This is a genomic window from Lysinibacillus sp. RU7 (assembly GCF_057837305.1).
Genome location: NZ_JBYQFK010000003.1, coordinates 141,646 through 164,164 on the forward strand (window position 1 = coordinate 141,646; position 22,519 = coordinate 164,164).

At 35.2% G+C, this 22,519-nt stretch carries 19 protein-coding genes and 2 pseudogenes; 4 read left to right on the forward strand and 17 right to left on the reverse strand.

The features are described from left to right. Nucleotides 1-104: 104 nt before the first annotated feature. The 10 genes from AC3II9_RS03580 to AC3II9_RS03625 form a co-directional block, all read right to left on the reverse strand. Complete coding sequence (locus AC3II9_RS03580; RefSeq protein ID WP_489153193.1) at nt 105-419, reverse strand: DMT family transporter; 315 nt, start codon at nt 417-419, stop codon at nt 105-107. Beyond that, complete coding sequence (locus AC3II9_RS03585; protein ID WP_489153195.1) at nt 420-767, reverse strand: DMT family transporter; 348 nt, start codon at nt 765-767, stop codon at nt 420-422. Nucleotides 768-1,168: 401 nt separating this feature from the next. Then, nucleotides 1,169-1,804, reverse strand: a complete 636-nt coding sequence (locus tag AC3II9_RS03590) for an AroM family protein (protein WP_489153197.1) — start codon at nt 1,802-1,804, stop codon at nt 1,169-1,171. A 2-nt stretch (nt 1,805-1,806) separates the two neighbouring features. Beyond that, nucleotides 1,807-2,964 carry a M20/M25/M40 family metallo-hydrolase gene (locus tag AC3II9_RS03595; RefSeq protein WP_489153199.1) on the reverse strand — a complete coding sequence of 386 codons (1,158 nt, stop codon included), beginning with the start codon at nt 2,962-2,964 and terminating at the stop codon, nt 1,807-1,809. 43 nt (nt 2,965-3,007) lie between these two features. Continuing rightward, the gene (locus tag AC3II9_RS03600) at nt 3,008-3,778 is read right to left on the reverse strand and encodes an amino acid ABC transporter ATP-binding protein (RefSeq protein WP_391373476.1); all 771 of its coding nucleotides are present in this window, start codon (nt 3,776-3,778) and stop codon (nt 3,008-3,010) included. 15 nt (nt 3,779-3,793) lie between these two features. Beyond that, nucleotides 3,794-4,450: an amino acid ABC transporter permease gene (locus AC3II9_RS03605; protein ID WP_391373479.1), complete on the reverse strand. Its 657-nt coding sequence runs from the start codon at nt 4,448-4,450 to the stop codon at nt 3,794-3,796. Nucleotides 4,451-4,465: 15 nt separating this feature from the next. Beyond that, nucleotides 4,466-5,293: a substrate-binding periplasmic protein gene (locus tag AC3II9_RS03610; protein WP_489153200.1), complete on the reverse strand. Its 828-nt coding sequence runs from the start codon at nt 5,291-5,293 to the stop codon at nt 4,466-4,468. Then, a complete protein-coding gene (locus AC3II9_RS03615) occupies nt 5,294-6,502 on the reverse strand; it encodes a Zn-dependent hydrolase (protein WP_489153202.1) in 1,209 nt (402 codons plus the stop codon). It abuts the gene before it with no gap. 20 nt (nt 6,503-6,522) lie between these two features. Then, nucleotides 6,523-7,899: a hydantoin-5-propionate amidohydrolase gene (locus tag AC3II9_RS03620; RefSeq protein ID WP_489153204.1), complete on the reverse strand. Its 1,377-nt coding sequence runs from the start codon at nt 7,897-7,899 to the stop codon at nt 6,523-6,525. A 14-nt stretch (nt 7,900-7,913) separates the two neighbouring features. After that, nucleotides 7,914-8,645 carry an IclR family transcriptional regulator gene (locus AC3II9_RS03625; protein WP_391373491.1) on the reverse strand — a complete coding sequence of 244 codons (732 nt, stop codon included), beginning with the start codon at nt 8,643-8,645 and terminating at the stop codon, nt 7,914-7,916. 242 nt (nt 8,646-8,887) lie between these two features. Between AC3II9_RS03625 and AC3II9_RS03630 the strand changes: the two are divergent. Beyond that, nucleotides 8,888-9,254 (forward strand): annotated as a pseudogene (locus tag AC3II9_RS03630) (transposase); the annotation flags it as partial. Between the two features lie 673 nt (nt 9,255-9,927). On the opposite strand, the gene AC3II9_RS03635 reads toward AC3II9_RS03630, so the two are convergent. Beyond that, nucleotides 9,928-10,971 (reverse strand): Fic family protein, encoded by a 1,044-nt coding sequence (locus AC3II9_RS03635; RefSeq protein WP_489153206.1) that lies wholly within the window; start codon nt 10,969-10,971, stop codon nt 9,928-9,930. Nucleotides 10,972-11,689: 718 nt separating this feature from the next. On the opposite strand from AC3II9_RS03635, the gene AC3II9_RS03640 reads away from it, so the two are divergent. Further along, nucleotides 11,690-11,869 (forward strand): hypothetical protein, encoded by a 180-nt coding sequence (locus tag AC3II9_RS03640; RefSeq protein WP_431027778.1) that lies wholly within the window; start codon nt 11,690-11,692, stop codon nt 11,867-11,869. A gap of 66 nt (nt 11,870-11,935) precedes the next feature. Here the strand turns inward: AC3II9_RS03640 and opuFB are convergent, their stop codons facing one another. The 3 genes and pseudogenes from opuFB to AC3II9_RS03655 form a co-directional block, all read right to left on the reverse strand. After that, complete coding sequence (opuFB, locus tag AC3II9_RS03645; protein ID WP_489153207.1) at nt 11,936-13,450, reverse strand: osmoprotectant update ABC transporter permease/substrate-binding subunit OpuFB; 1,515 nt, start codon at nt 13,448-13,450, stop codon at nt 11,936-11,938. A 62-nt stretch (nt 13,451-13,512) separates the two neighbouring features. Next, a pseudogene (locus tag AC3II9_RS03650) lies at nt 13,513-14,226 on the reverse strand (ABC transporter ATP-binding protein); the annotation flags it as partial. 881 nt (nt 14,227-15,107) lie between these two features. Further along, nucleotides 15,108-17,084 carry a methyl-accepting chemotaxis protein gene (locus tag AC3II9_RS03655; protein ID WP_489153209.1) on the reverse strand — a complete coding sequence of 659 codons (1,977 nt, stop codon included), beginning with the start codon at nt 17,082-17,084 and terminating at the stop codon, nt 15,108-15,110. Between the two features lie 319 nt (nt 17,085-17,403). Here AC3II9_RS03655 and AC3II9_RS03660 point away from each other — a divergent pair, with 319 nt between their 5' ends. After that, on the forward strand, nt 17,404-18,162 hold the full coding sequence (locus AC3II9_RS03660; RefSeq protein ID WP_489153211.1) for a hypothetical protein: 759 nt from the start codon (nt 17,404-17,406) through the stop codon (nt 18,160-18,162). Nucleotides 18,163-18,445: 283 nt separating this feature from the next. Here AC3II9_RS03660 and AC3II9_RS03665 read toward each other — a convergent pair whose 3' ends face one another. Both AC3II9_RS03665 and AC3II9_RS03670 read right to left on the reverse strand, forming a co-directional pair. Further along, nucleotides 18,446-19,945 carry a sensor histidine kinase gene (locus AC3II9_RS03665; RefSeq protein WP_489153213.1) on the reverse strand — a complete coding sequence of 500 codons (1,500 nt, stop codon included), beginning with the start codon at nt 19,943-19,945 and terminating at the stop codon, nt 18,446-18,448. Between the two features lie 14 nt (nt 19,946-19,959). After that, nucleotides 19,960-20,604, reverse strand: a complete 645-nt coding sequence (locus tag AC3II9_RS03670) for a response regulator transcription factor (protein ID WP_489153215.1) — start codon at nt 20,602-20,604, stop codon at nt 19,960-19,962. 261 nt (nt 20,605-20,865) lie between these two features. On the opposite strand from AC3II9_RS03670, the gene AC3II9_RS03675 reads away from it, so the two are divergent. After that, nucleotides 20,866-21,423, forward strand: coding sequence for a GAF domain-containing protein (locus tag AC3II9_RS03675; RefSeq protein ID WP_489153217.1), 558 nt, complete (start codon nt 20,866-20,868; stop codon nt 21,421-21,423). Between the two features lie 405 nt (nt 21,424-21,828). Here AC3II9_RS03675 and AC3II9_RS03680 read toward each other — a convergent pair whose 3' ends face one another. Beyond that, nucleotides 21,829-22,176: a hypothetical protein gene (locus tag AC3II9_RS03680; protein ID WP_489153219.1), complete on the reverse strand. Its 348-nt coding sequence runs from the start codon at nt 22,174-22,176 to the stop codon at nt 21,829-21,831. Nucleotides 22,177-22,519: the final 343 nt, after the last annotated feature.

Below are 22,519 nucleotides of genomic sequence, written 5' to 3' on the forward strand. Positions count from 1 at the left end.
TTCATCTTAACGAATATTAAAGGAAAGAACAATGGACATGTTCTTTTTCATCTTGATCGACAAACGAAAAAAGAGCAAGAAAATATTCTGTGCCCTCTCATTTATTAGGAAACATATTTTAATCCCGAAACACCGATGACAATCACAATCACAGCGACAATTCGTCCCATGCTTTTTGATTCTCCAAAAAACAGCATATTAATTAGGACAGCTGCTGTCGTGCCTATACCAATCCATACTGCATAGGCAATACTCACTTGTAAATAGTCAAACGAAGCATATAAAAAGTAAAATGCCCCACTGAATCCAGCGATTAAAATAAAGGCATTGATAAAATTTTTCGTTGTACTAAATTTTTTTAAACCAATTACGCCCACTGTCTCTAAAATGGCTGCTAAAAATACAAATAACCAACCCAATTATGCCGCCTCCTTTTGAAGTTTTCGTTCAGATATTGTATCCGCAATATTTAACATCATCACCCCAATGACAATTACACATATAAATACAATTTTCATAGCAGTAAAACTCTCATTGAATATAAAAATATCCATTAATGCGGTACCTACTGTGCCTGCAGCCGCAAATATGGCATATACCGTACCAGTCGGTAAACCTTCACAAGCTTTAGAAAGAAACCAAAAATCCACAGCAATGATTGGTATTATAATGGCCCAATGCCACCAAGTACTCGCAACATTAAAACCAAAAATCCATAATAATTCACATAAACTTGTCAATCCAACATACATCCACGACTTATTCATCTTTAACCTCCTCGTATTACTATTTATTGTTGAAGAATTGTTATTCGATTAAGTTAGGATAACAATTCATAAAATGAATGACGTTCATTCATAATTTATCATAGATAAGGATAAAAATCAAATTTATAAGTTTAGATTTAGTTGATTGTATAGGAGTTTATGATGATGGATCTGTCGTCGCCGTTCACTTTGACCGCACCAGCATAAAGCGAATCGCAAAATACATTTTACTACGTATTCTTTTTGTCACACAAAAAACCCCATTTTCTCAGTAGGAAAATGAAGATTTTTAGGATCTCAATAAAAGATAATTAATTACTTAAATCTAGTAATGGTTTTGTTTAATATTTAAACAAAAATATAGAGCATGTTTTTAAAACATGCTCTATATACCTTCTATATTATTTAAAATGCTTTAAGGTTTGTTTAAGTGGATTCCATATTGGTGTATCTGATAATTGTTGTAATTCTAAATGCAATTCTGAGCTATAACTTATACAATCTAACACAACTTGTTTCGCTACAGTTTTTTCTATATGATACTGAATTTCCTTAGCTGTTGTTTCTAAAGGGTTAAATGTATGAACTATCGCTTCTATTCCTGCTTCACTCCATTTTCGTTGAGCAAAGGAAATTTGATTTTCAATAGGAACACAAACAAGTACGGGTTGTTGTTTAGTACTTTTAACCATTTTTTCAATAATATCTGTTGGTAAAACGACAGGGATATTCGCTGAAAAAACAGGAAATGCTGCTGAACAAAGTAAGATTGCCATGTTATACCCTTTTTGATGTAGTTCATTTGTAGCTTTTTCAATATAAGGAATTAATATATCTCTTTCAATTTCATACGAGCCAAAATTAGTACGAACAAATAATGGCGTATTACCGGAAATACTACTAATCTCTTCAATTTCAAGTTGTGTCAAATTGTCTAAGGCACCGATTATTTCAAATTTTTCATAACCATTGTTCACAATGACCTGTGCTAAATCTGCTCTAGGGGTCGTACCTAATGTAACAAAGCCAATACTCATTTTCACCAATCCTTTAAAAGATTTTTCATAAATTCATATGCTTCTACCAGATCATTAAGGGTAGTCCATTCCTCTGGTGTATGACTGATTCCACCTCGACTTCGAACAAAAATCAGTAATGTTGGAATGATTTCACTGATAATCGCACTGTCATGCAACGCACCACTTACTAGTATCGGTAACTGATTATCACGGTTGGCTTTACGTAAAATTTCTCGGTCTAAAAATTGAGGAGTTTGAACAAGTTGAGCATTAGAAGCTATCTTAATACCCTGTCTTGCAGCTATGACTTTCGCTTCCGCAATTAAAGTTGAAATCATTTCTTTCAATTGTTCTAGTTTCACATGACGAATATCAAGTTGGACTTTTACTTGATTGGGAATGACATTCGTTACATTGGGAAGCATTTCAATTCGACCGATTGTTACCTTTGCTTCTTCGCCAAAAGGAAGAATAAATTGCTTTATTTTACTTGCCCACTCGCAAAAACAAATTAAAGGATCTTTACGTAACGTCATCGGTACAGTGCCCGCATGTCCACTGATACCGTCAAATGTAACTTCCAAAGCAAACGAACCTACAATTGAAGAAACAAGTCCAATTGGCTTTTGGTATAATTCAAGAACAGGACCTTGTTCAATATGAATTTCGATAAAAGTCTCTATTGATTTTTGAAAGGGCTTACATTTTTTGCTATAATCCTTCTGAAATTTCCTACTTCCTTCTAAACCAACACCCGTTATAACACCCTCCTCATCGTAGAAAGAACTGATTATTATCGGATGTTTTATTTTTTTCTTTTGTGAATTCAATTGTTCAACGTAAATTAATGGCAATAATACACCAATTGTCCCATCAAAATGACCACCATTTTTAACAGTATCAAGATGGGATCCTAGCATAATCGCTGGCAGATTATCATCTTCTCCTGGGTAATAACCATAGATGGATTGGCTATGTTCAATTACTTCCATTCCTACTGCAAGCATCTTATTTTTTAACCATTCTCTAGAAAAAATTTCACTTTCTGAGCCAGCAATACGATTACTTCCACCTTCATCAGTTAATCCGATTTGAGCTAATTCATGAATAGATTGTGCAATACTATGATGAATAGGTTGATTATCGTTAGATTCCATTAACCTCGAATAAATATCCATTAACTCTCCTATTAAATACTGCGAATGTGAATACGAATTCTACCTACACATGAGCCGACATACTATTTAAAAACTTCGTAACACGAGGATTTGTTGTCTTACCAAAGATATAATCAGGTGCTCCTTGCTCAACAATAGATCCATTTTCCATAAAAATTACTCTGTCTGATACTTTTCGAGCAAATTCCATTTCATGTGTAACAATGATCATTGTCATCCCTGAATGTGCTAAGTCGTTCATAATTTGTAGTACTTCATTAACCATTTCAGGATCTAAAGCTGACGTAGCTTCGTCAAACAACATTACTTGCGGCTCCATTGCCAATGCCCTAGCAATAGCAATTCGTTGTTGTTGTCCCCCAGATAAATTGCTTGGGTGTGCATTGATTTTATCGATTAATCCTACTTTATTTAATAATTCTTCAGCTTTAGCAATTGCCTTTGATTTATGCCACTTTTTAACTTGAATAGGGCCTTCAGTTATGTTCTCCAATACTGAACGGTGCTTCCATAAATTAAAATGTTGAAAAACCATCCCAACTTCTTCTCGTACTTTACTAATCTTCTTTTTCGATCCATAGGTTAGTTGATTTACTCTATTTAGTTTAAAACTTACTTGTTTATTATTAATTGAAATGTTCCCGTCTGATGGAACTTCAAGCAAATTAATACATCTCAAAAGGGTACTTTTACCAGATCCACTAGGACCAATTAGTGTAACTACTTCACCTTTATTAACAGTTAAATTAATATCGGATAACGCCTTTTTATCACCATAATATTTATTTAAGTTTTCGATTTTGATTACTCCCATATAAATCCACCACCCTTATAAATTATTATTCGAAACATTCAGTTTCTTCTCTGTATATGATTGTAATAACATTAGTCCACTAGTCAGAACTAAATATAAGATAGCCGCTACACCTAATGTTTCGTATGGAAGGTAAGTACTACTATATTGCATTTGGGCATTTAACATTAAGTCAGGTACAGTTATTACAGAAATTTGTGCAGATTCTTTTAAAAGAACCACTGCATTATTAATGTATGGCGGTATAATTAAACGAACCATTTGAGGTATTTTAATACGGAACATAATTTGCACAGGCGTCATACCAATAGCTTCCGCTGCTTCTATTTGTCCTTTTGGAATAGCCATCATACCAGATCGGATAATTTCCGCTTTATAAGCTGCTGCATTTAATGACATTGCAAATAATGCTGCTACAAAAGCTGTTAGAGTAATGTTAAACGGTGTTGCATAATACGCTAAGAACAGAATAATTAATAATGGTAATCCTCTAAATAACCAAATGTAAATGGAAGAAAAGGTTTTTAATATTGGATTGTGTGACATTTTAAACAAACAAAGAATGAATCCTAAGATTGTACCAATTACAATAGCCAGAATTGAAACTTTTAATGTAACCCATGCCCCTTCAATTAAGAAAGGGAGAGCATTAGATATTACTTCTAAATTCATACTCATGTTCCTTTCTTAATCGAATGTCATTCCAAAGTATTTCATAGCTAATTCGTCATAAGTGCCATCTTCTTTTTTCTTTTGAATAATTTTAGTAATAGCTTCTACTAAATCCTCACTTCCAGGTTTCGCTGCAACTGCAATGTCTTTTTTGTCGTAAGTATCACCGACAATTTTAAGATCATCGCCACTAACAGAATTATTAATATACTCAGCAGCAGCTGGTAAACCGATAGCTACTAGATCTACACGTCCTGCTGTTAAATCCAAAAAGCTTTCTGCAGCACCTGGATATGTTTTTAAATCTTTATATGTTCCAATCTTTTTTACAACTTCTTCAAAAGCAGAACCTGCATTTACACCAACAACATGTCCTTCAAGGTCCTCAATACCGAAAATATCTTTATTATCTTTTTGAACTACAGCGACTAGTCCATCTACTGCATAATGTTCAGTGAAAATAACAGATTTCAGTCGTTCTTCTGTTACGTTAACTCCAGACAATAAGACATCAAATTTGTTTGCTACTAAACCAGGGATCAGACCCGCAAATTGACCCGTAACATACTCAGCTTCAACCCCTAGTTCCTCTGCTATGATATTCCCCCATTCAATATCATAACCAATTAAATTATTTGAAGAGTCCATATAAGAAAAAGGACGATAATTCCCAGCCGTACCAATGACTAGCTTGCCTTTTTCTTTAACAGCTTCTAACGCACTCGTTGAATTTGTTTCTTTTGAATCCTCTACCGCCTTTGCACTCCCATCCGATTCTCCACCACAAGCCGCTAATAATAATAAAATGCTAGATACTAATACCCCTAATAATAATTTTTTCATTTAAATACACCCCTTTGATAGTTGTAGAACTGTTTCTAAATACACTTGAGCGCCTATTTTAATATCTTCCCAACTAGAAAATTCATCTGGATGATGGCTAATACCATCTTTACTTGGGATAAATAGAAGTGCTGATGGAACAATAGATGCCATAGATTTACAATCGTGGTTGGCCCCACTCATCATATAACGATAAGGAATTTGATTCTCAATACATACTTTTTCTATTTGTTCTTGAATTTGTGTATCCAAATTATTTGGCTTTTTTTCAACTGTTTTCTTAAACGAAACATCAAAATTATTAAAACTAGCATATTGTTGTAATGCCTGTTGAAACTCGCTCATCTTTTCCCAATCCATAGCACGAATTTCAATCGTTAACTTTACAAAATCAGGAACTACACTTGCTAAATTAGGCTGTAATTCTAATTCGCCAATTGTAACAACCATTTGTGGATCATAATTTGCCACTGTATTCTCTGCATGTAAAATAAATTTTGCTGCATGTACAAGAGCATCTTTCCGTTGGTTCATAGGGGTTGTACCTGCATGCCGAGCCTGTCCTTTAAAAATTGCTTCGACTCTTAATATCCCGGCAATGCCAGTAGCAATTCCTATTTTTTCTTGATTTTCTTCTAACACAGCCCCTTGTTCAATATGCAACTCGATAAACTGTTTGTATAAATGTCTATTGTGTAAAGTGGAAACACAATCTTCTTTTGTTAACCCGACAAGGTTAAGTTTCTCTTCTATTTCAGCATTAACGTTTAGCTGACCTACTAATGAACGGCTTCCAAACGTACCACCAAGAGGGTTGGCCTCTTCTGCTCGAAAGGCAATAAGTTCTACAGGAAACTCTAGTTGAATATTTTTCTCTTGAATTACTCTTAATATTTCAAGACCTGTCACTACACCTAATGCGCCATCAAATAAACCACCATGAATAACTGTGTCTAAATGTGACCCCATTGCAATGGCTGGTTCGTTTAGAGGTCCTATTCTTCCAAAAACATTTCCTACAGCATCTTGTGCAACTGTAACGTTTAATTCTTCAAGTTTTTTACGAAGCCATTCGAGTGCTCCGTCTTCCTCTTTGGAGAAAGCCAAACGATTATAACCGATTGTATCTGAATTAAATAACTGGGCCATTTCTTCTAAATCGGCTTGTATTCGTTCTATACAAATACTATGTGTAGCTACGTTACTCATAAATCCCCATCCCCTGTTGCTTAAATTTCTAAACGGCTACCTTTATATGCTTTACCAGGAACAAATTTACCAAATCCAGGTTCTACCGAAATCTCTTTACCATCAAATACCGTCACACCTCGAATAATTGTTTTTGCAATCGAACAATTCACTTGAACTCCATCAAATGGTGTTAATTTTGAATTGGAATGAAGATTTTTTTCTTCGATTACATATGGCTTAAGAGGATCGATAATTGTAAAATCGGCATCGTATCCAACTTCAATTCGCCCTTTATTTGGAATACCATAAATGTCTGCAACGTTTTGTGACATTATTTTTGCAAACTGTTCTAGTGACATCCCATGTTTTTGCACGGCAGCATCGTACATTAACGGCACAATAATATCTAATCCAGGCATACCTGAAGCTGCTAAGAAAATATTATCTGCACCACGTTCTTTTTGTTCATTTTTCCATGGCGCATGGTCTGTTGTAATAAAATCAATTTCTTCATTTAATAATTGCTCCCACAATCCTTGAACATCTTCTTCATAACGTAAAGGTGGGTTATTTTTGGCTTTTGGACCGAACTTTTCTAAATCCTCAACAGATAATAATAAATATGGATAACAAGTTTCCGCAGTTACTTTTACCCCTTGTTTTTTAAACTGTTGGATTAACGAAATTGTACGTGGATGACTGACGTGTACTATATGTAACTTGGCATCTGCCCAGTGACTTAACTCCATTAACTTTAATACAGCAGTTGTTTCAGTAACGGGTGGTCGTGATTCCATATGCGCTTTTGGATAAACCTTGCCGTTTTTTTGGAATTCATCAATTAAATCTACAATCATTTCGTCGTTTTCTGCATGAAAGGCTGCAACAAGATCGTGTTCTTTCAACTTACTCATCGCTTTCATAATATCTACATCGGAAATTCTCGGGAAACGATAGCTATCTGTTTCAAAAGTAGACATTTTAAATGCACAAGCGCCAGCTTCTGCTAAATCATCGATTGCTTCCGCTCCATTTTCTTTAGCAATTGTTCCCCAAAGACAAGTATCAACAACTGCTTCTTTATCTACTAAATCTACTTTCTTTAAGAAAGTGTCTAGGTTGTTCACAGGGTTCGGTAGATCATAAGGCATATCAATAATAGTCGTTACACCACCAGCCGCTGCAGCTGATGTCGTTGCTACTAAACCTTCTTCTGGATTACTAAATGCGTGGACATGACCATCAATAACACCAGGGAAAATAATTTGCTCGTTTGCATCGATCATTTGGACCCCATTTAAAGTTCCTTGCGTTCTTTCAATAATTTTAATTTTCCCACCTAAAATACCGATTTCCCCATCAATTACCTCATTCGGTAAAACAATTCTCCCTTTAATAACAACATCAAAGTTCATTATTATTATCCCCTTTATAAAAATGCTTGTATTTTATCTCTTGCTTCAAATATTGAATTAATAATATATCCTTCATCCATCGCTATTAGGCGGTTTTTGGGTCCTGCAATACTTAAGCCCGCTACAAGTTTTTTATCAATATCTTTTATTGCTACACCAAAGGCGTATACGTCAATATCCACTTCAGAATCTGAAACAGCATATCCCTTTTCTAATACCTCTTTCTTTAAAGCAAGTAACCCTTCCACATCCGTAACAGTATAGTCGGAGTACTTTTCCAACATATTTTTCTTATCAAGTTCATGAATGATTTTGTCATCTAAATGTGCCAATAAAATTCTTGAAGAGGCCCCTGCATGTAAGGGTAATATCTTCCCTTGCGTTGATGATACTTTTATTGGTTGATCTGGCGTAATAACCTCTAAACAAATAACATTCAAACCAGAAACAATGGTTAAAATCACTGTTTCATTTAACTTCTTGCAAAGTTCTTGCATGATAGGAAAAGCGACTGATGATAGGTTAATATCTGACTTAACAATTTTCGCCATTTCCAAAAATCGATAGCCTAATCGATAAGCTCCTTTGTTTGTTTCAGTAATAAAGCCTCTATCTTTTAAGACTTTTAAATGACGGTAAACGGAACTTTGTGGTTGTTCTAATCTAATTCCAATCTCTTGTACAGTTAATTCTCGAGTTTTAAAATCAAATAAATCTAAAATATCAAGTGTTTTTTCAACACTCATACCTTTTTCTCCCTCCTTATTCTCAAATATCGATAATTGATTATCAATTCTCGTTTTTTAAATTATATATTTCTGAATATTACTAAGTCAATAAAACTTTTTAATTTTCTAAATATTTTTAGAGGTCCCCTCACATCCCCTGAAATAGATTTCCCTTAAAACGAAAAAAACGTTATTCTTTCAATAAAATATTTGAAAGGATGACGTTTCCCACGAATTTCTTGCCTTCTGAAGAATTCGAACTCTTTTCACATAGGATTTCTACATTCAAACGTATTCGGATTTTAGACGCAACGGTGTTTCAACTGCCTGACTCCTTCGTCATTGATGATCAAGGCTCAGGCGGAAGTAGTAATACAGCAGGGGGGAAGATCCAATGGGCATACGATTTACTAAGTGGTCAATTCTTAAACGTGCAGTTAGGACGAGGGAAAAATAATGAAAAAACCTATGGGCGGATTGTCTTGAAAGTGTCGAGTCAGGTGATTTATGCATGGGTGGCTTAGGGTATTTTGATTTGCGCGATTTACAAGCGATTCATGAGAAGGAAGCCTATTGTTAAAGTTAAATACACGTATTTATATCAAGAACCCGGAGGCAGAATATTTTAAAACGGTATCATGAAATATGTGCATTTTAATGTTCCAGCATAACGATTGACTTTAACAATCAGCCTACATATTGCGAAACTCTTGACTGGATACTGCGATGTTTTTCTCGGACCAAGTTGTTTTGACCGGAGGCAGCGTCTTTTTGCTCGGATACCGTAACTTTTTGACCGTTTACCCAGGGCTTTTGCTCGGATACGGCAAGGTTTTGCTCGCACCAGTTTTTTGACCGTTCAATGTCGACAGTTTTAAGATGATTTATATATATTGATTATAGAAAAAAATCAAACTATTATTCTTAGCATGGAATCAAGTGTTTTAGAGAAAATAAAATGAACCGCCTAATTCAAATTTGATTAGACGGTTCATCTTTTATTCAACTTCACTTATTACTACTTGCAGAAATCGCTCCGTCCACTCTTTCAAATCCATTATTTCAAAATACGAAATTAATTACTTTTCAATGAGGGGATTATCTAGTCTAAATGGGCGTTGTTTTTCAATTTTTAGTTTTAATTGTCTGCGAAATTTTTTATCCAATAGGATTCTTATATATTCGCCTACTCTGTTTAGAAATACACTCTAAGAAATTGCCATCCATCCTCTTTGCTATCGAAGGTCAATCTCTTCAATAGATTTTTCTAGCTAGGGCCTAGTGTGTTTTAAGCCCTCTTCTAAATCTTCTTCCACTTCGCATTACGCCCTAATCCTTCTGGGGTAATCATTTTCTGTTCTTTCAATTCATTCAATACGCGATTAATTGTTGCTTCACTGACATCTGGACATGCATTGCGGATATCGGATTTTGTAAAATAACCCAGTTTCTTTTCAATGAAAGAATGTACACGTTGGCTCTTGCTTCCTTTTTGTGACTCTAGTATGCCTACTCGGCTCTCTAAATCTTTATAGGCCGCTACAAATGTGCCTAACAAATAATTCACCCATGGGAAAATATCATTTGTATTAGCATGCCAGTTGACGGATGATTTCCTTAGTGTTTCATAATAATCCTCTTTTGAATCCTCAATGATTTTTTCCAAACTAATATAGCGCCCTACTTCAAAGCCAAATTGATATAAAAGTAATAGCGTCAACAAACGAGCCATACGTCCGTTTCCATCATTAAATGGGTGTACCGATAAAAAATCTAAAATAAATACGCTTATTAAAATAAGAGGCTCTACATCTGCTTTTGACATTCTTTCTCGCAATTCTTCACATAATCTTTGCATAGCAGCGGGCGTTTCAAAAGCTGAAACTGGCTCAAAGCGAATATGTTTTGTTCCATCAGAAAATGTTTCACTAATGATATTATCAACGTTTTTCCATCGCCCACCTTCAATCCCAATATACCTGTACAGCTCTTTATGCAATTGCAAAACAATACTTTCTCTAACCGGTATTGCATCAAAAGAAGAATGGATCAATTGCAATACATCACGATAACCCACAATTTCTCCTTCCGAGCGATCTTGAAGGTTTGTATCGTTTTCCATAATACTTTTTAACCGACTATCCGTAATAATGATGCCTTCGATTGCATTAGAAGCCTTTGTCGATTGAATAACCGCCACATCTTTTAAAGTATTTAATATTTGCGGAGCTTGCTGCTTATACAATTCCTGCTTGCCTTTATATTCATTAATTTTGGCAATTAGTTTCACCGTTTCCATCGGCATCATTAATTGCTTTAATGGGTCATAGTTATATATTCTCATCATATACCTCGCTTATGAAACTATTCATTTTCAATTAAACACACTCATTTATAACCAAAATGATTATATTTAATACATATGATATAGTTCATGAATATATTCATAATAAAATAAACATGCTCACTTCACAATGAAATGAGTATGTTTATTTTAATTCAAGCGTGTTGATGTACCTATTATTGTTAATATAATCGTGGAAAACGTTGATTTCCGCTACATCCGACTCGCTTTCCTACAATCAACTAGTAAGCCATTTTTTGATAACATTTTATTTAAAATACACGCTTCAATACTGAAATTTTTTTGATAATCAACACACCTGGTATTTTATATTCTATTATCTTTTTTAACTTATCAAATGCATATTTATAACACTTGCTTTGATCTTATTAATCTTTACGTTACTGTTTATCTGGCTTAAAGCTAAAGCTGCAGATGATCATTTTAATGTACATAGCAGTTCTCCCCACATCAGTACTAATTACTAAGCCATCTACTCCATGTATAGCGTAATGATCTATACCTTTGTTCTTTATTTACTTTTAGCATTTGTACACACATTAAGGTACTAATGATTGAACATTAATATTGTCTACATACACTTAATGTAAAAATATACCATAAACTATATTTGCATTCCATTTATGGATGGTATAACCTAGTATATAGACATTCTATTTTCAAAGAAAGTCACTATATATAAAGGGGTGCATTAAACATGGCAAAAAAAATCAAGAAAAACAAAATTGAAGAAGCAGTATTAGAAAAGAAAGCGAAGAAAAAAGCTGACAAAAAGAAAATTGAGAAAAAGTTAGAGAAGAAAAAAGCTGAGAAGAAGGCTAACAAGAAAGTCACTAGCAAAAAATCAAAGAAAAAGAACAACAAAAAAGCAGCTTAACAACATAATAAAACAGCTGGAGAAATACGATTCGATTTCTCCAGCTGCTTTTAAAGTAATATCCCTCTACAATAGACCCACTTTCTCTAAAAACTCACGTGCCACCTTTTCTATATTTTTACCTTCTACATTAACTTGATAATTCATTTCACGCATTTCATCATCCGTTATTTTACCCGCTAGTTTATTTAACGCTAGTTCTAGTCCTGGATACTTTTCTAGTGTTTCTGCTCTTACTAATGGTGCGCCTTGATATGGTGGGAATAGCTGTTGATCGTCAGCTAACACAGTTAAATTATATTGCCGAATTTCACTGTCTGTTGAATAGGCATCTAATAACTGAATATCGCCTGTATCAATGGCTTGATATCTTAACTTCGGTTCCATTGTTTTTATATGATTGATTGTAATGCCATAGAGCTTTTGTATACCCAAATAACCATCTTCTCGATCATTAAATTCGAGTGTAAACCCTGCTTTGATGGATTCTTGAATAGCTTTAATATCCGAAATAGTATTCAATTGATAGGTTTCTGCCATTTCTTTTGAAACAGCTAGTGCATAGGTGTTGTTATACTTCATCGGGCTAAGCATCACCATATCAAATTTCTCCAACATCCCTGCTCTAGCCTGCTCATACACATCTTCTTCATTATTATTAACAGCTTCCTCTTTTAAAAACTCGGAAATGGCTGTACCCGTAAATTCTGGGTAAATATCGATACTGCCGGATTTTAGTGCGTTAAATACAAATGAAGTTTTACCAAGGCCAGGCTTTAATTGAACGGTTAAGTCCGTCTCATTTTCAATCAGTAATTTATACATATTAATCAGAATTTCGGGCTCTGATCCAAGTTTACCAGCAATCACAATCTCGTCTTTTTCATTGACGTTTACTAATGGTGCAACAATCATCAGTATTGCTGCAACACTAATTGCACTTAATGTGATGACTGATTTTTTAAAGGAAAGTGATTGGAGCTTTTTAAGTAAAACATCAAACATTAATGCTAAACACGCAGCAGGCACAGCCCCTAATATAATGAGTGAAGGATTATTACGATCAATTCCAAGTAAAATGATATCCCCTAATCCACCAGCACCGATTAACGCAGCTAGTGTTGCTGTACCTACTATTAAGACCATAGCTGTCCTAATTCCCGCCATAATCACGGGCATAGCAAGTGGAAGTTCCACCTTCACTAGTCTTTTCCATGTGTTCATCCCCATCGCTGTAGCCGCTTCTTTAAGCGAAGCATCCACTTCATTTATGCCAGTGAATGTATTTCGTAAAATCGGTAAAAGCGCATAGACAACTAAAGCAATGATAGCAGGCACCTTCCCAATGCCAAACAACGGTATTAACAAACCGAGTAACGCTAACGAAGGAATGGTTTGTAAAACAGCGCTAATGCCAATAATGCTTTCTGCAATTTTCTTCTTTTTCGTTAAATAGATTCCTAGAGGAATTGCAATAGCAACGGCAAAAAATAATGCAATAAATGAAATCTGCACGTGTTCTAGTAAAGAGGCTACTAGTTGTCCTTTACGTTCATTAAAAACATCCATAAAATTAGTCATTCGAATCCTCCTCTTTCTAAGGATTCTGTAGAACTTTGATTATGAAAAGTATGCTCGTTCACTCCTATAAACTCTCTAACAAAATCATTCACTGAATTTTGGATGATTTCTTGAGGCGTACCCATTTGCACAATTCCCCCATCTTTCATCACACAAATCCGATCCGCTAATTTTAATGCCTCTTGCATATCATGCGAAACAAAAACAATGGTTTTTTGTATTGAACGTTGAAGTTCAAGAAGGTCATCTTGTAATTTCGTCCGACTAATCGGATCTAGCGCACTAAATGGCTCATCCATTAAAACAATTTCCGGGTCAGCTGCTAATGCACGAATGACCCCAACTCTTTGTTGCTCTCCACCAGAAAGTTCATTCGGTTTCCGTTGGCTATATTGATCGGCATCAAGCCCCACCATCTCGAGTAACTCTCGAACCCGACGCTGGATATCTTCATGCCGCCACTTTTTCAACTCCGGCACAATCGCTATATTCTCTTCAATCGTCATATGCGGAAATAGCGCTATTTGTTGGAGCACATAGCCAATATTCCAGCGTAATTCATGGATGTTATAATCACTGATTCTCTGTCCGTTAATTCGAATCGTTCCTTCAGTCAAAGGAATTAAACGATTTATCATTTTTAGTAAGGTTGTTTTTCCACAACCACTTGGACCAATGATGACTAAGATTTCCCCTTTATTAATTTCAAGATTAATGCTATTCACTGCAATCTGGTTATTCTCGTAATTTTTAGTGACATTCTCAAATACAATCATTGTGAAAACCCCTTTTACTGGCTTCTGCAAGATTTTTTATTGTGAACGCTTGATAGCACCCTTTACATAAAATATGCACTATATCCCCTCCCCATCATTTACGCCTATCTGTTATCCAAAAATATAATACTAAGTTTTAAATTCGATCGATGCAGACTTTCCCCTCTTTTTACCTTTCCGCTTCCAAATTACATTATATTCCTATCATTTCGCTTTATGCTCATATGCACACGTTTTTGAACATCAGAAAAATGTTTAAATAGGGTTGTTAGAAAGTTTTTTTAGGAATAAACACCGAATGAAACTATATAAAAGCGCGAAAAGTTCACTTTCCATTCGAGGGGGACGTACATGAAAAAAATAATCTTATTACTAACAGGAATGCTCAGACTGACCTAATAAAATGTGACAAATAAAAACACCTTTCGTTGAAGAATCGGGTATCAGATGATTACCCAATACTTATTAACGAAGGTGTTTTTCATTGAAGACTTAGGATTACGGTCTTTTTTAAATGTGTTGATTCCTATGTCTGGGGACGGCGGATATTGTACCAATAAAAACTATAAAGCTTATAATTTTTCATTAACAACACCCCTTAAACCTCTCAATATCCGCCTTTGAGTTCCCTCCTATAGACCTCTTTTGATAATTGATAACCATTATTCACCTCTTCGCAAACCCCAAACCCGCTTTTGCTCGGATACGGTAAGGTTTTGCTCCCACCGGTTTGTTTTGCTCGGATGCAGCGACTTTTTGCTCGGATACCTTAGCTTTTTGACCGTTTACCGCGTACTTTTGCTCGGATACGGCAAGTTTTTGCTCGCACTAGTTTGTTTTGACCGTTCAATGTCGACAGTTTTAAGATGATTTATATATGACTAATACCTGAATTTAGAAATAGAAGAATTTAAATTTTCTGCCATAGAGGAAAGGCCGTTTGCTGATTGAGATATTTCTTCCATAGCGGCTAACTGTTCTTCTGCAGATGCTGCTACTTCTTCTGATTTTACTGCGTTTCCTTGTGCTGCAATGACTACATCATTTGCAATAGCCATGATTTCCTGGATCGCAGCTGACATTTCTTGAACAGTTGCTGAAACATCCTCCATTTGCGGAGTGATTTCCTTTGTTCCCTGAATAATCTGGTTGAATTTTTCAATTGCTTTATTGGAAACTTCTACTCCAGCATGCACATCATTTGTCACACGAACCATCGTTTGTACAGTACTTTCTGTATCTTTTTGGATTCTACTTACAATTTTATGAATTTCTTGTGCAGAGGTTTGAGATTGTTCGGCAAGTTTCCGTACTTCACCCGCCACAACTGCAAATCCTTTGCCGTGTTCACCCGCTCTAGCTGCCTCGATTGCAGCATTTAATGCAAGAAGATTCGTTTGATCGGCTATACTAGTGATGACATTCAGTATTGAACTCACTTCTTTAGAACTTTCATACAAAGATTGTATTGTTGTATTTGATTCCATTACAGACTGATTGATGGACTCCATTTGGTTCACTGTGTCCCTAACAGCTGTACCGCCTTCTTCTGCTTGTACTATGGTATGGCGAGATAATTCTGAAACGACCGTTGAATTATTCGCAATTCTCATTGCCCCCTCCGAAACTTCTTCTAACGCTTTAGCTGTATTATCTACCCCTGTCTTTTGCTTATCAGCATTACTTGCCACTTCTTGAATGGAAACTGCTACTTGCCCAGTGGCAGCGCTAGTTTCTTCAGCACTTGCTGATAATTCTTCTGCTGAAGATGCTACTTGTTCTGCACTTTCTGCAACCTTGTAAACTAATTCTCGAAGGCTTTCCTGCATATCATTGAATGCATGTCCTAATTGACCGATTGCATCATTGGATCTCACCTGAATCTGCTCGGTTAAATCTCCTTGACTAATGGTAACCGCTTTTTCCTTCAATTCGTTTATAGGTATAATGATGGATCTGATAACAAAGAAAATCACTACCGCTCCTACGATTATTGCAATCCCAATAACTAATAATGCATTTTTAAGAATTGGTGCTGCCGCATCTTTCACCTCATCTGTAATAACGGTACCTGCTATTTTCCAACCTGTTAATTCATTCGTTGCAAAGGTAAGTATTCGATCTTCACCATTAAATACAAAATCCATGCTTCCTTTTTCTTTTTCATAGATGATGTCGTAGAAAGTGCCTTGAGCTTCGCTTCCTGCTTCATTGACTGGATGCGAGATGTAATTTCTACTTTTATCTAAAAGAAAGGCATAACCTTCGTCGCCTATCTTCACTTGATTTACAAGTTCTTGTATGTAACTTAGTTTAATATTAACAGCAATTACGCCAGACCCATCTTTCGTTGTACGAGAAACAGCTACTACGAGTTCATCTGTGCCTGCAGTTGTAAAAGGCTCTGATACAATTGTTTCGCCTTTGTTTTCCATTGCTGCTTTATACCATTCTCTTTCCCTTGGATCATAATTAGGATCTGTGACAACTCTCGGTTCTTGAATAAATATGCCAGTATTAGTTCCTACAAAAATACTTTGTCCCTCTGGATGTAGTTTTATATATGTATCAAATTGTTTACGAATTTCGGGACTACGATCTTCTTCATATAATGTCGATGTAATGATTTCAGAAAATAAATCTAAATCGTGTATTTTGGGCTGAATCGTTTCATCAATATTTGAGTTTAATAGATGAAGCGTTCCCTCAAAGCCATCTAGCATTGCATGTTCTACCGAGTCTTTAGCCGTAAAATATCCTAGCGATCCAATCACGATCGTCGGAATGATTAATATGGCCGAAAAGGTAATAATTAATTTCATTTTTAAGTTTCTGAATTTCCTAAGCACCTTTTCCATAAAACAGAGCTCTTTTCAAATGTTTTGTGATTTTTCTGTATTTTCCAAATGTTCAAATCTTATATTTATTATTTCAGATATAATGATTCTTACTATCAGGAAAAACCCTTCAATTACTCATAAAAACTCCCTAGTCTCTACTAGTAATTTTTTTAAAAAAAAATAAATACAAGGGGGATTCTCCCTTCAAAAGATTTTACACCTGAAAGTTCATCTTCCATTTAAAAAATTCAAAAATATAGGGAAAAACCCTATAGATTATTGCTGTGTAATTGCGAGATAATGTTAACGTGAAATGAAAATAATATGATGGGTGTGAGTGTACATAGTGATGAACCGTATTGGTGACATTCAACCACTTATTCAAGATTATCGATCCAAAATTAGCGACAATGAATCTGAATTAGCGATTAAAATTTTAGATGACTATGAAGAACTCCTCCAGTTATTCAAACAAAAAAACGAGATGATTAATCAAATTTGGGATTTTCATGAAAATGAAAAGTATCAATTAGCTCATGAAACATTGGATCCACTTGAACAAATTTTATATAGCTCTTTATTAGGAATCCGTACGTTAGACCAGGAAGCCCAATCAGACTCTGCAAAAGATTATTTAGCTTCACTAAAAAAAGAAATTGAAAAACAATTACACCAGTTGAAAGAAGCTTCCATTAGTGTATATCCAATATGTATGCAGGATTTGGGACCTTACGGGGCTATTAAATCTTACTATGAGCTACTTAAAGAAGGAAAGAACATAACAATCGACATTGACTTTAGCGGAACGCTTAAAAGGCAGCCCCATAAAATAGAGAATAATATATTTCGATTCATTCAACATTTGATTCAAATTATTGACAACCTTAATACTGTTGACTCATTAAGTATCACTATGAATGAAAAGGATGGTCGAATCGTTATCACATTTGAGGGAAAGGCATTAGCAGAAAGACTAAACCACTCTTCTAAATATCGACTATTTAAAGAGTTAGTAGACAGTATTGAAGACGTTGAGATTGTAGAGAAAAATGAATGTACATTTAATCTAGTTCTACAAACAATTAGACAACTGTAACCAAAAATCGATGCGTACCTATAAAACCGCATTACTTCCTATCCACTAAATACAAAAAAACTCCTTTGTAGAAGACTTACAACGATGTCTTCTACAAAAGAGTAATGTTTCAACTTGCTTCAGCAAATTGTTATTGTACCGAAAGCGAAGCGACAGGTACAGAAATCCTCCACTTCTATAAGGGGGATGAATGCCAAATATGAACTAAATTCAATGGGGGTTTAAACCCTAGGTGAATTAAGTTAAAGTCCCCGGCAGATGGGAATAGTGAATGATTAATCTTTTAATCCACATGTCTTGGGACAAAAATTTCAATCGTCGTTCCCTCATTTACTTTAGAATGAAACTGTGCAGAACCACCTACCCCTTCTGCTCGCTCCTTTATACTATATAAACCAATACCTCTTCGCTGTGCGTTTTTCAAATATTCCTCTACGCAAAATCCTATGCCATTATCTTTAATTGTTAAATTTACTACATCTTCATCCGTATTGAGGGATACATAGACTTCGGTTGCTTTCGCGTATTTCGCTGTATTATTTAGCGCTTCTTGACAGATTCGATAGAGAGCTGTTTCAGCTTCTGGCTTTAACCTCCCTACGCCCTTTTTTATTTCAAAGTGAACTGAGCTATTATGAATCTGTTTGTATGAATCCAGATAAGACCTCATAGCTGGAATAAACCCTAAATCATCTAATGCACTCGGCCTTAATGAACGTGCAATTTCTTTTACTTCCTTCATGGCCTCTTGTGTCATCGTCTTTATCGTTTCTAGGCTCTCTTCATTCTTTTCTACGGATTGATCTTTATTGACCGTATTTAAAGTAACTAAAATACTAAATAGGGATTGGCCGATACTATCATGTAACTCTCTAGATACACGTTTTCTTTCGTTTTCATGTGCTTCAAACACTTGTCTCGATAAGTTTTTTTCAGCCTCATATAACTTCAGCTCTGCTTCCATTTGTTGTTTTTCCGCATTTTCTTTGTCAGTTAAGATCTGCTGAATCTCAGGGAAATAGATCGCACGATAAATATAAATGTATGCAATAAATTTGAAACAGTGCCCTAATAGATTTTCAATCGCATACACATTCGTATAAAGGGTAAAAAAGAGCTCCCCCACCATCATAATAAATAAGGCAAAAATCATGCGAAGCGAATCGATAGTTGGTCGTGACTCTTTTATATATCTTGTTAATAACGTAATAAATGTAATAAAAATAGTTGTACTTATTACATACTCAAGCGAAACTTTAAGACTTGTAACTCCTTGTTCATTAAGTAGTACCGGAAGTCGTTCTGGTATTGTAAGAATAATCGTTGTAAAAATACTAACAAATAGGATGGCTACACTTAGACCCCAACGACGTTTAATAAAAAACAATTGGTTCGGTCTAAAGACAAACAGAGCAACGCCAAAACTTTCTACTAATCGTGCTACAATCCAAAACCATGTGGCACGGGTAGCAGAAAACTCATCGTTCATAAAGGGCATTCCCTTATAAGTAAATGTATGAACTAAATCAAAACAACCTACTGCTAGAAACACTAGCCCAATAAAATATTGAGATTTAAGTCGATGGGTAGAATAAGTTGTCCACGCCTGTACAAATATAGAAAAAGAAACAAATATACTAAATAACTCAAACAATGTATGTAGTAATAAAAAATGATTATCTACATTAATAGATGTGTGTGCCATTTGAAAACGGAACAATAAAAGTAAAGCAAATATTGAAAAAATTATAAGTTTAATTTCCTCTTTCTTTAACGCTGCCATCCTCTTGTGCTCCCTTAATCAAAATCTAAATAGCCGTTTTTCACTGCAAATTCCACTAAATCTGGACGTGTTTTCAGTTGTAATTTTTCCATAATTTTCGATCTATGGGATTCTATCGTCTTGACTGAAAGAAATAACATCTCTCCTATTTCCCGATTGGTATAACCCTTAGCCAAATAAGATAATATCTCTTGTTCGCGGCCCGTTAATTTTTGCAAATTACTCTCATTGGCAACTGATTTTTTCATATATTCTTCTAATAAAAGTTTTGTAGCATTAGGATATAAGTAAGCTTCTCCGCGGTAAACTGTCCGAATAGCTTCTAATAAATCATTTTCATGATAACTTTTTAATAAGTAGCTAGAAGCCCCCGCCTGCAATGCGTGGAATAGATATTCCTTCCCTTCATGCATCGTTAAAACGATGATCTTCACCTTATTATTCGCTTCATTAATTTGTTTTGTTGCTACAAGACCGCTCTTCTTTGGCATATTTAAATCCATGATGATTACATCCGGTTTTTTTTCTAATGCTTTATGGACGACTTCTTCTCCGTTCTCCGCTTCATCTATTACCTTCATGTCTGTTTGACTATTAATCATATGTTTAATGCCCGAGCGTACAATGGCATGATCGTCGGCAAGTAATACTGAAATCATACTTGCACCTCCTAAATTAGAATCTCTAAAAATACTATACCATATATATCACAAATATTGGTTAGACATAGGAATTTTACATTAAACTTACGGTATAGGGTGAATAACCCATCTGTTTTAGGGAATGAACTAGTAAAGTATAGGGATTTTTATAAATAACGCTTAGGGGTTTCCCTTATAGTGATAGTTATTATTAGTTGTAATAATAGTAAATAAGAATAATCCGACAATTCAAAACTTTTTTCGAAAAGAGGGAAAATGATGATGACAGTTCAGAAATCCTTATTTGAAAATCAAACTACTATTATCCAGATGATCTCATCCGGTATGCCATTAAAAAAAATACTACAGTTTATTGTGAATAGCATTGAAAATTCCTGCGATCCTTTTAATCTGTATGGATCCATCATGTTGTACAATCCTAAACTAAATCAATTAGGAGAAACGGTGAGTTCCTCTCTCCCTACAAACTTTATTCAATCTATGGAGCCAGTAGAAGTCAGTCCTTATGGTGGTTCATGTGGAGCTGCTGCCTTTTTAAAACAACCGGTTATCGTTTCAGATATTGAAAATAATCCTATTTTAGAAAAGTATCGAAATGCTGCAATTGTCCATGGATTTCGTGCTTGTTTTTCATTCCCCCTTCTCTCTTCAAAAAATGAATTATTAGGAACAATCGCATTTTATAGTCGAGAGTTAGGCAATCCAGATGAAAAAACGTTAAATGCAGTCGATTATTATAGCGAACTAGCCTCTTTCGCCATAGAGAATTCAAAGAGTACTACGAAGAACATTAATGTGGGGTCTTCTTTTGTTTAATACAGTAGCAACATTCTTTTAGAATATACCCATTTATAAAAAGCCTCGATTCATTTAGGAATCGAGGCTTTACTTATTTAGTTAGTATATTCTTTTTAAATCCGGCTAAATCTAGCACACCCACTAACAAACAACTTCTCGACACGCTGTACAATAGCCAGAGCCGTCTTGCATATCTACATATGAATAACAGTTTGGACACTGTTTTTGATTTGGTTCATTCATTTACTTCACCTACTTAAAAATTGCGATACACCCCATCTTACACAATTGCTGGGGATATTTCACGTGAAATCTACTAGTTTTCACTCAATCGAATAAAAAAAGAGAAGGCCGGCTCAAACTGCCTCCTTCTCTTTATCTTCAAATTAATGATTCCTCGATTGTAGCGATTAAACGATAAAATTATTTCGCGGATTCAATCGCTTCCATTAGATTTGTAAAGATAGATGGATCTTCAACATCTTCGTCTGTTACTTCATTCACAATTTCAAAATCATCAGCGTCCACAAGTAAAATACTGATGCCGTCTTTAATAAACTCGTCTGCTTCGACTTCACCTTCATAATATTGATACGTTGCTACTACAACATGGGTGCCAGCCTCTTCATCTAAAAACATATAAAGCGTATCCGAATTTCCGTACACTTCCTCTAAAACGGAACGCAACTGAGGCGTACCCTCGCTCCATTTCACTTCTTTATTTACTGTTGCTGCAACTAACGATTCTACAAACTCTTCTACTGTATTCATTCCAATACCCTCCATTCCACAAAACATTCTGCGGTAATCTAGCTACTGTACCATAAAATGACCCGTTAGGTAAAATTACCACCTTTCGCAAATCCAAATGCAATCTACTTATTTAGGATATGAATGTAGTGGCATCTTATTCATGTATTTTTACGTTGTTAGGTGAAATGGGTGACGTTCAAACAGCCATGAATGTTTATGCTCATGTCACGAGAAAGGATAAAGTAGAGACGATATACATCAAGGGTTTCGGTCTTTTTGAAATCGTTTGATTCATATGTATGGAGACGGCGGGAGTCGAACCAACCGTCTCAGAATGTTGTTATATAAACGTTTGCAGGGG

Excerpts from the sequence above, each read along its gene's own strand:
- AC3II9_RS03585 (WP_489153195.1), bottom strand. The coding sequence starts at position 767 with ATGAATAAGTCGTGGATGTATGTTGGATTGACAAGTTTATGTGAATTA.
- AC3II9_RS03590 (WP_489153197.1), bottom strand. The coding sequence starts at position 1,804 with ATGAGTATTGGCTTTGTTACATTAGGTACGACCCCTAGAGCAGATTTA.
- AC3II9_RS03595 (WP_489153199.1), bottom strand. The coding sequence starts at position 2,964 with ATGGATATTTATTCGAGGTTAATGGAATCTAACGATAATCAACCTATT.
- AC3II9_RS03600 (WP_391373476.1), bottom strand. The coding sequence starts at position 3,778 with ATGGGAGTAATCAAAATCGAAAACTTAAATAAATATTATGGTGATAAA.
- AC3II9_RS03605 (WP_391373479.1), bottom strand. The coding sequence starts at position 4,450 with ATGAATTTAGAAGTAATATCTAATGCTCTCCCTTTCTTAATTGAAGGG.
- AC3II9_RS03610 (WP_489153200.1), bottom strand. The coding sequence starts at position 5,293 with ATGAAAAAATTATTATTAGGGGTATTAGTATCTAGCATTTTATTATTA.
- AC3II9_RS03615 (WP_489153202.1), bottom strand. The coding sequence starts at position 6,502 with ATGAGTAACGTAGCTACACATAGTATTTGTATAGAACGAATACAAGCC.
- AC3II9_RS03620 (WP_489153204.1), bottom strand. The coding sequence starts at position 7,899 with ATGAACTTTGATGTTGTTATTAAAGGGAGAATTGTTTTACCGAATGAG.
- AC3II9_RS03625 (WP_391373491.1), bottom strand. The coding sequence starts at position 8,645 with ATGAGTGTTGAAAAAACACTTGATATTTTAGATTTATTTGATTTTAAA.
- AC3II9_RS03635 (WP_489153206.1), bottom strand. The coding sequence starts at position 10,971 with ATGAGAATATATAACTATGACCCATTAAAGCAATTAATGATGCCGATG.
- AC3II9_RS03640 (WP_431027778.1), top strand. The coding sequence starts at position 11,690 with ATGGCAAAAAAAATCAAGAAAAACAAAATTGAAGAAGCAGTATTAGAA.
- opuFB (WP_489153207.1), bottom strand. The coding sequence starts at position 13,450 with ATGACTAATTTTATGGATGTTTTTAATGAACGTAAAGGACAACTAGTA.
- AC3II9_RS03655 (WP_489153209.1), bottom strand. The coding sequence starts at position 17,084 with ATGGAAAAGGTGCTTAGGAAATTCAGAAACTTAAAAATGAAATTAATT.
- AC3II9_RS03665 (WP_489153213.1), bottom strand. The coding sequence starts at position 19,945 with ATGGCAGCGTTAAAGAAAGAGGAAATTAAACTTATAATTTTTTCAATA.
- AC3II9_RS03670 (WP_489153215.1), bottom strand. The coding sequence starts at position 20,604 with ATGATTTCAGTATTACTTGCCGACGATCATGCCATTGTACGCTCGGGC.
- AC3II9_RS03675 (WP_489153217.1), top strand. The coding sequence starts at position 20,866 with ATGATGACAGTTCAGAAATCCTTATTTGAAAATCAAACTACTATTATC.
- AC3II9_RS03680 (WP_489153219.1), bottom strand. The coding sequence starts at position 22,176 with ATGAATACAGTAGAAGAGTTTGTAGAATCGTTAGTTGCAGCAACAGTA.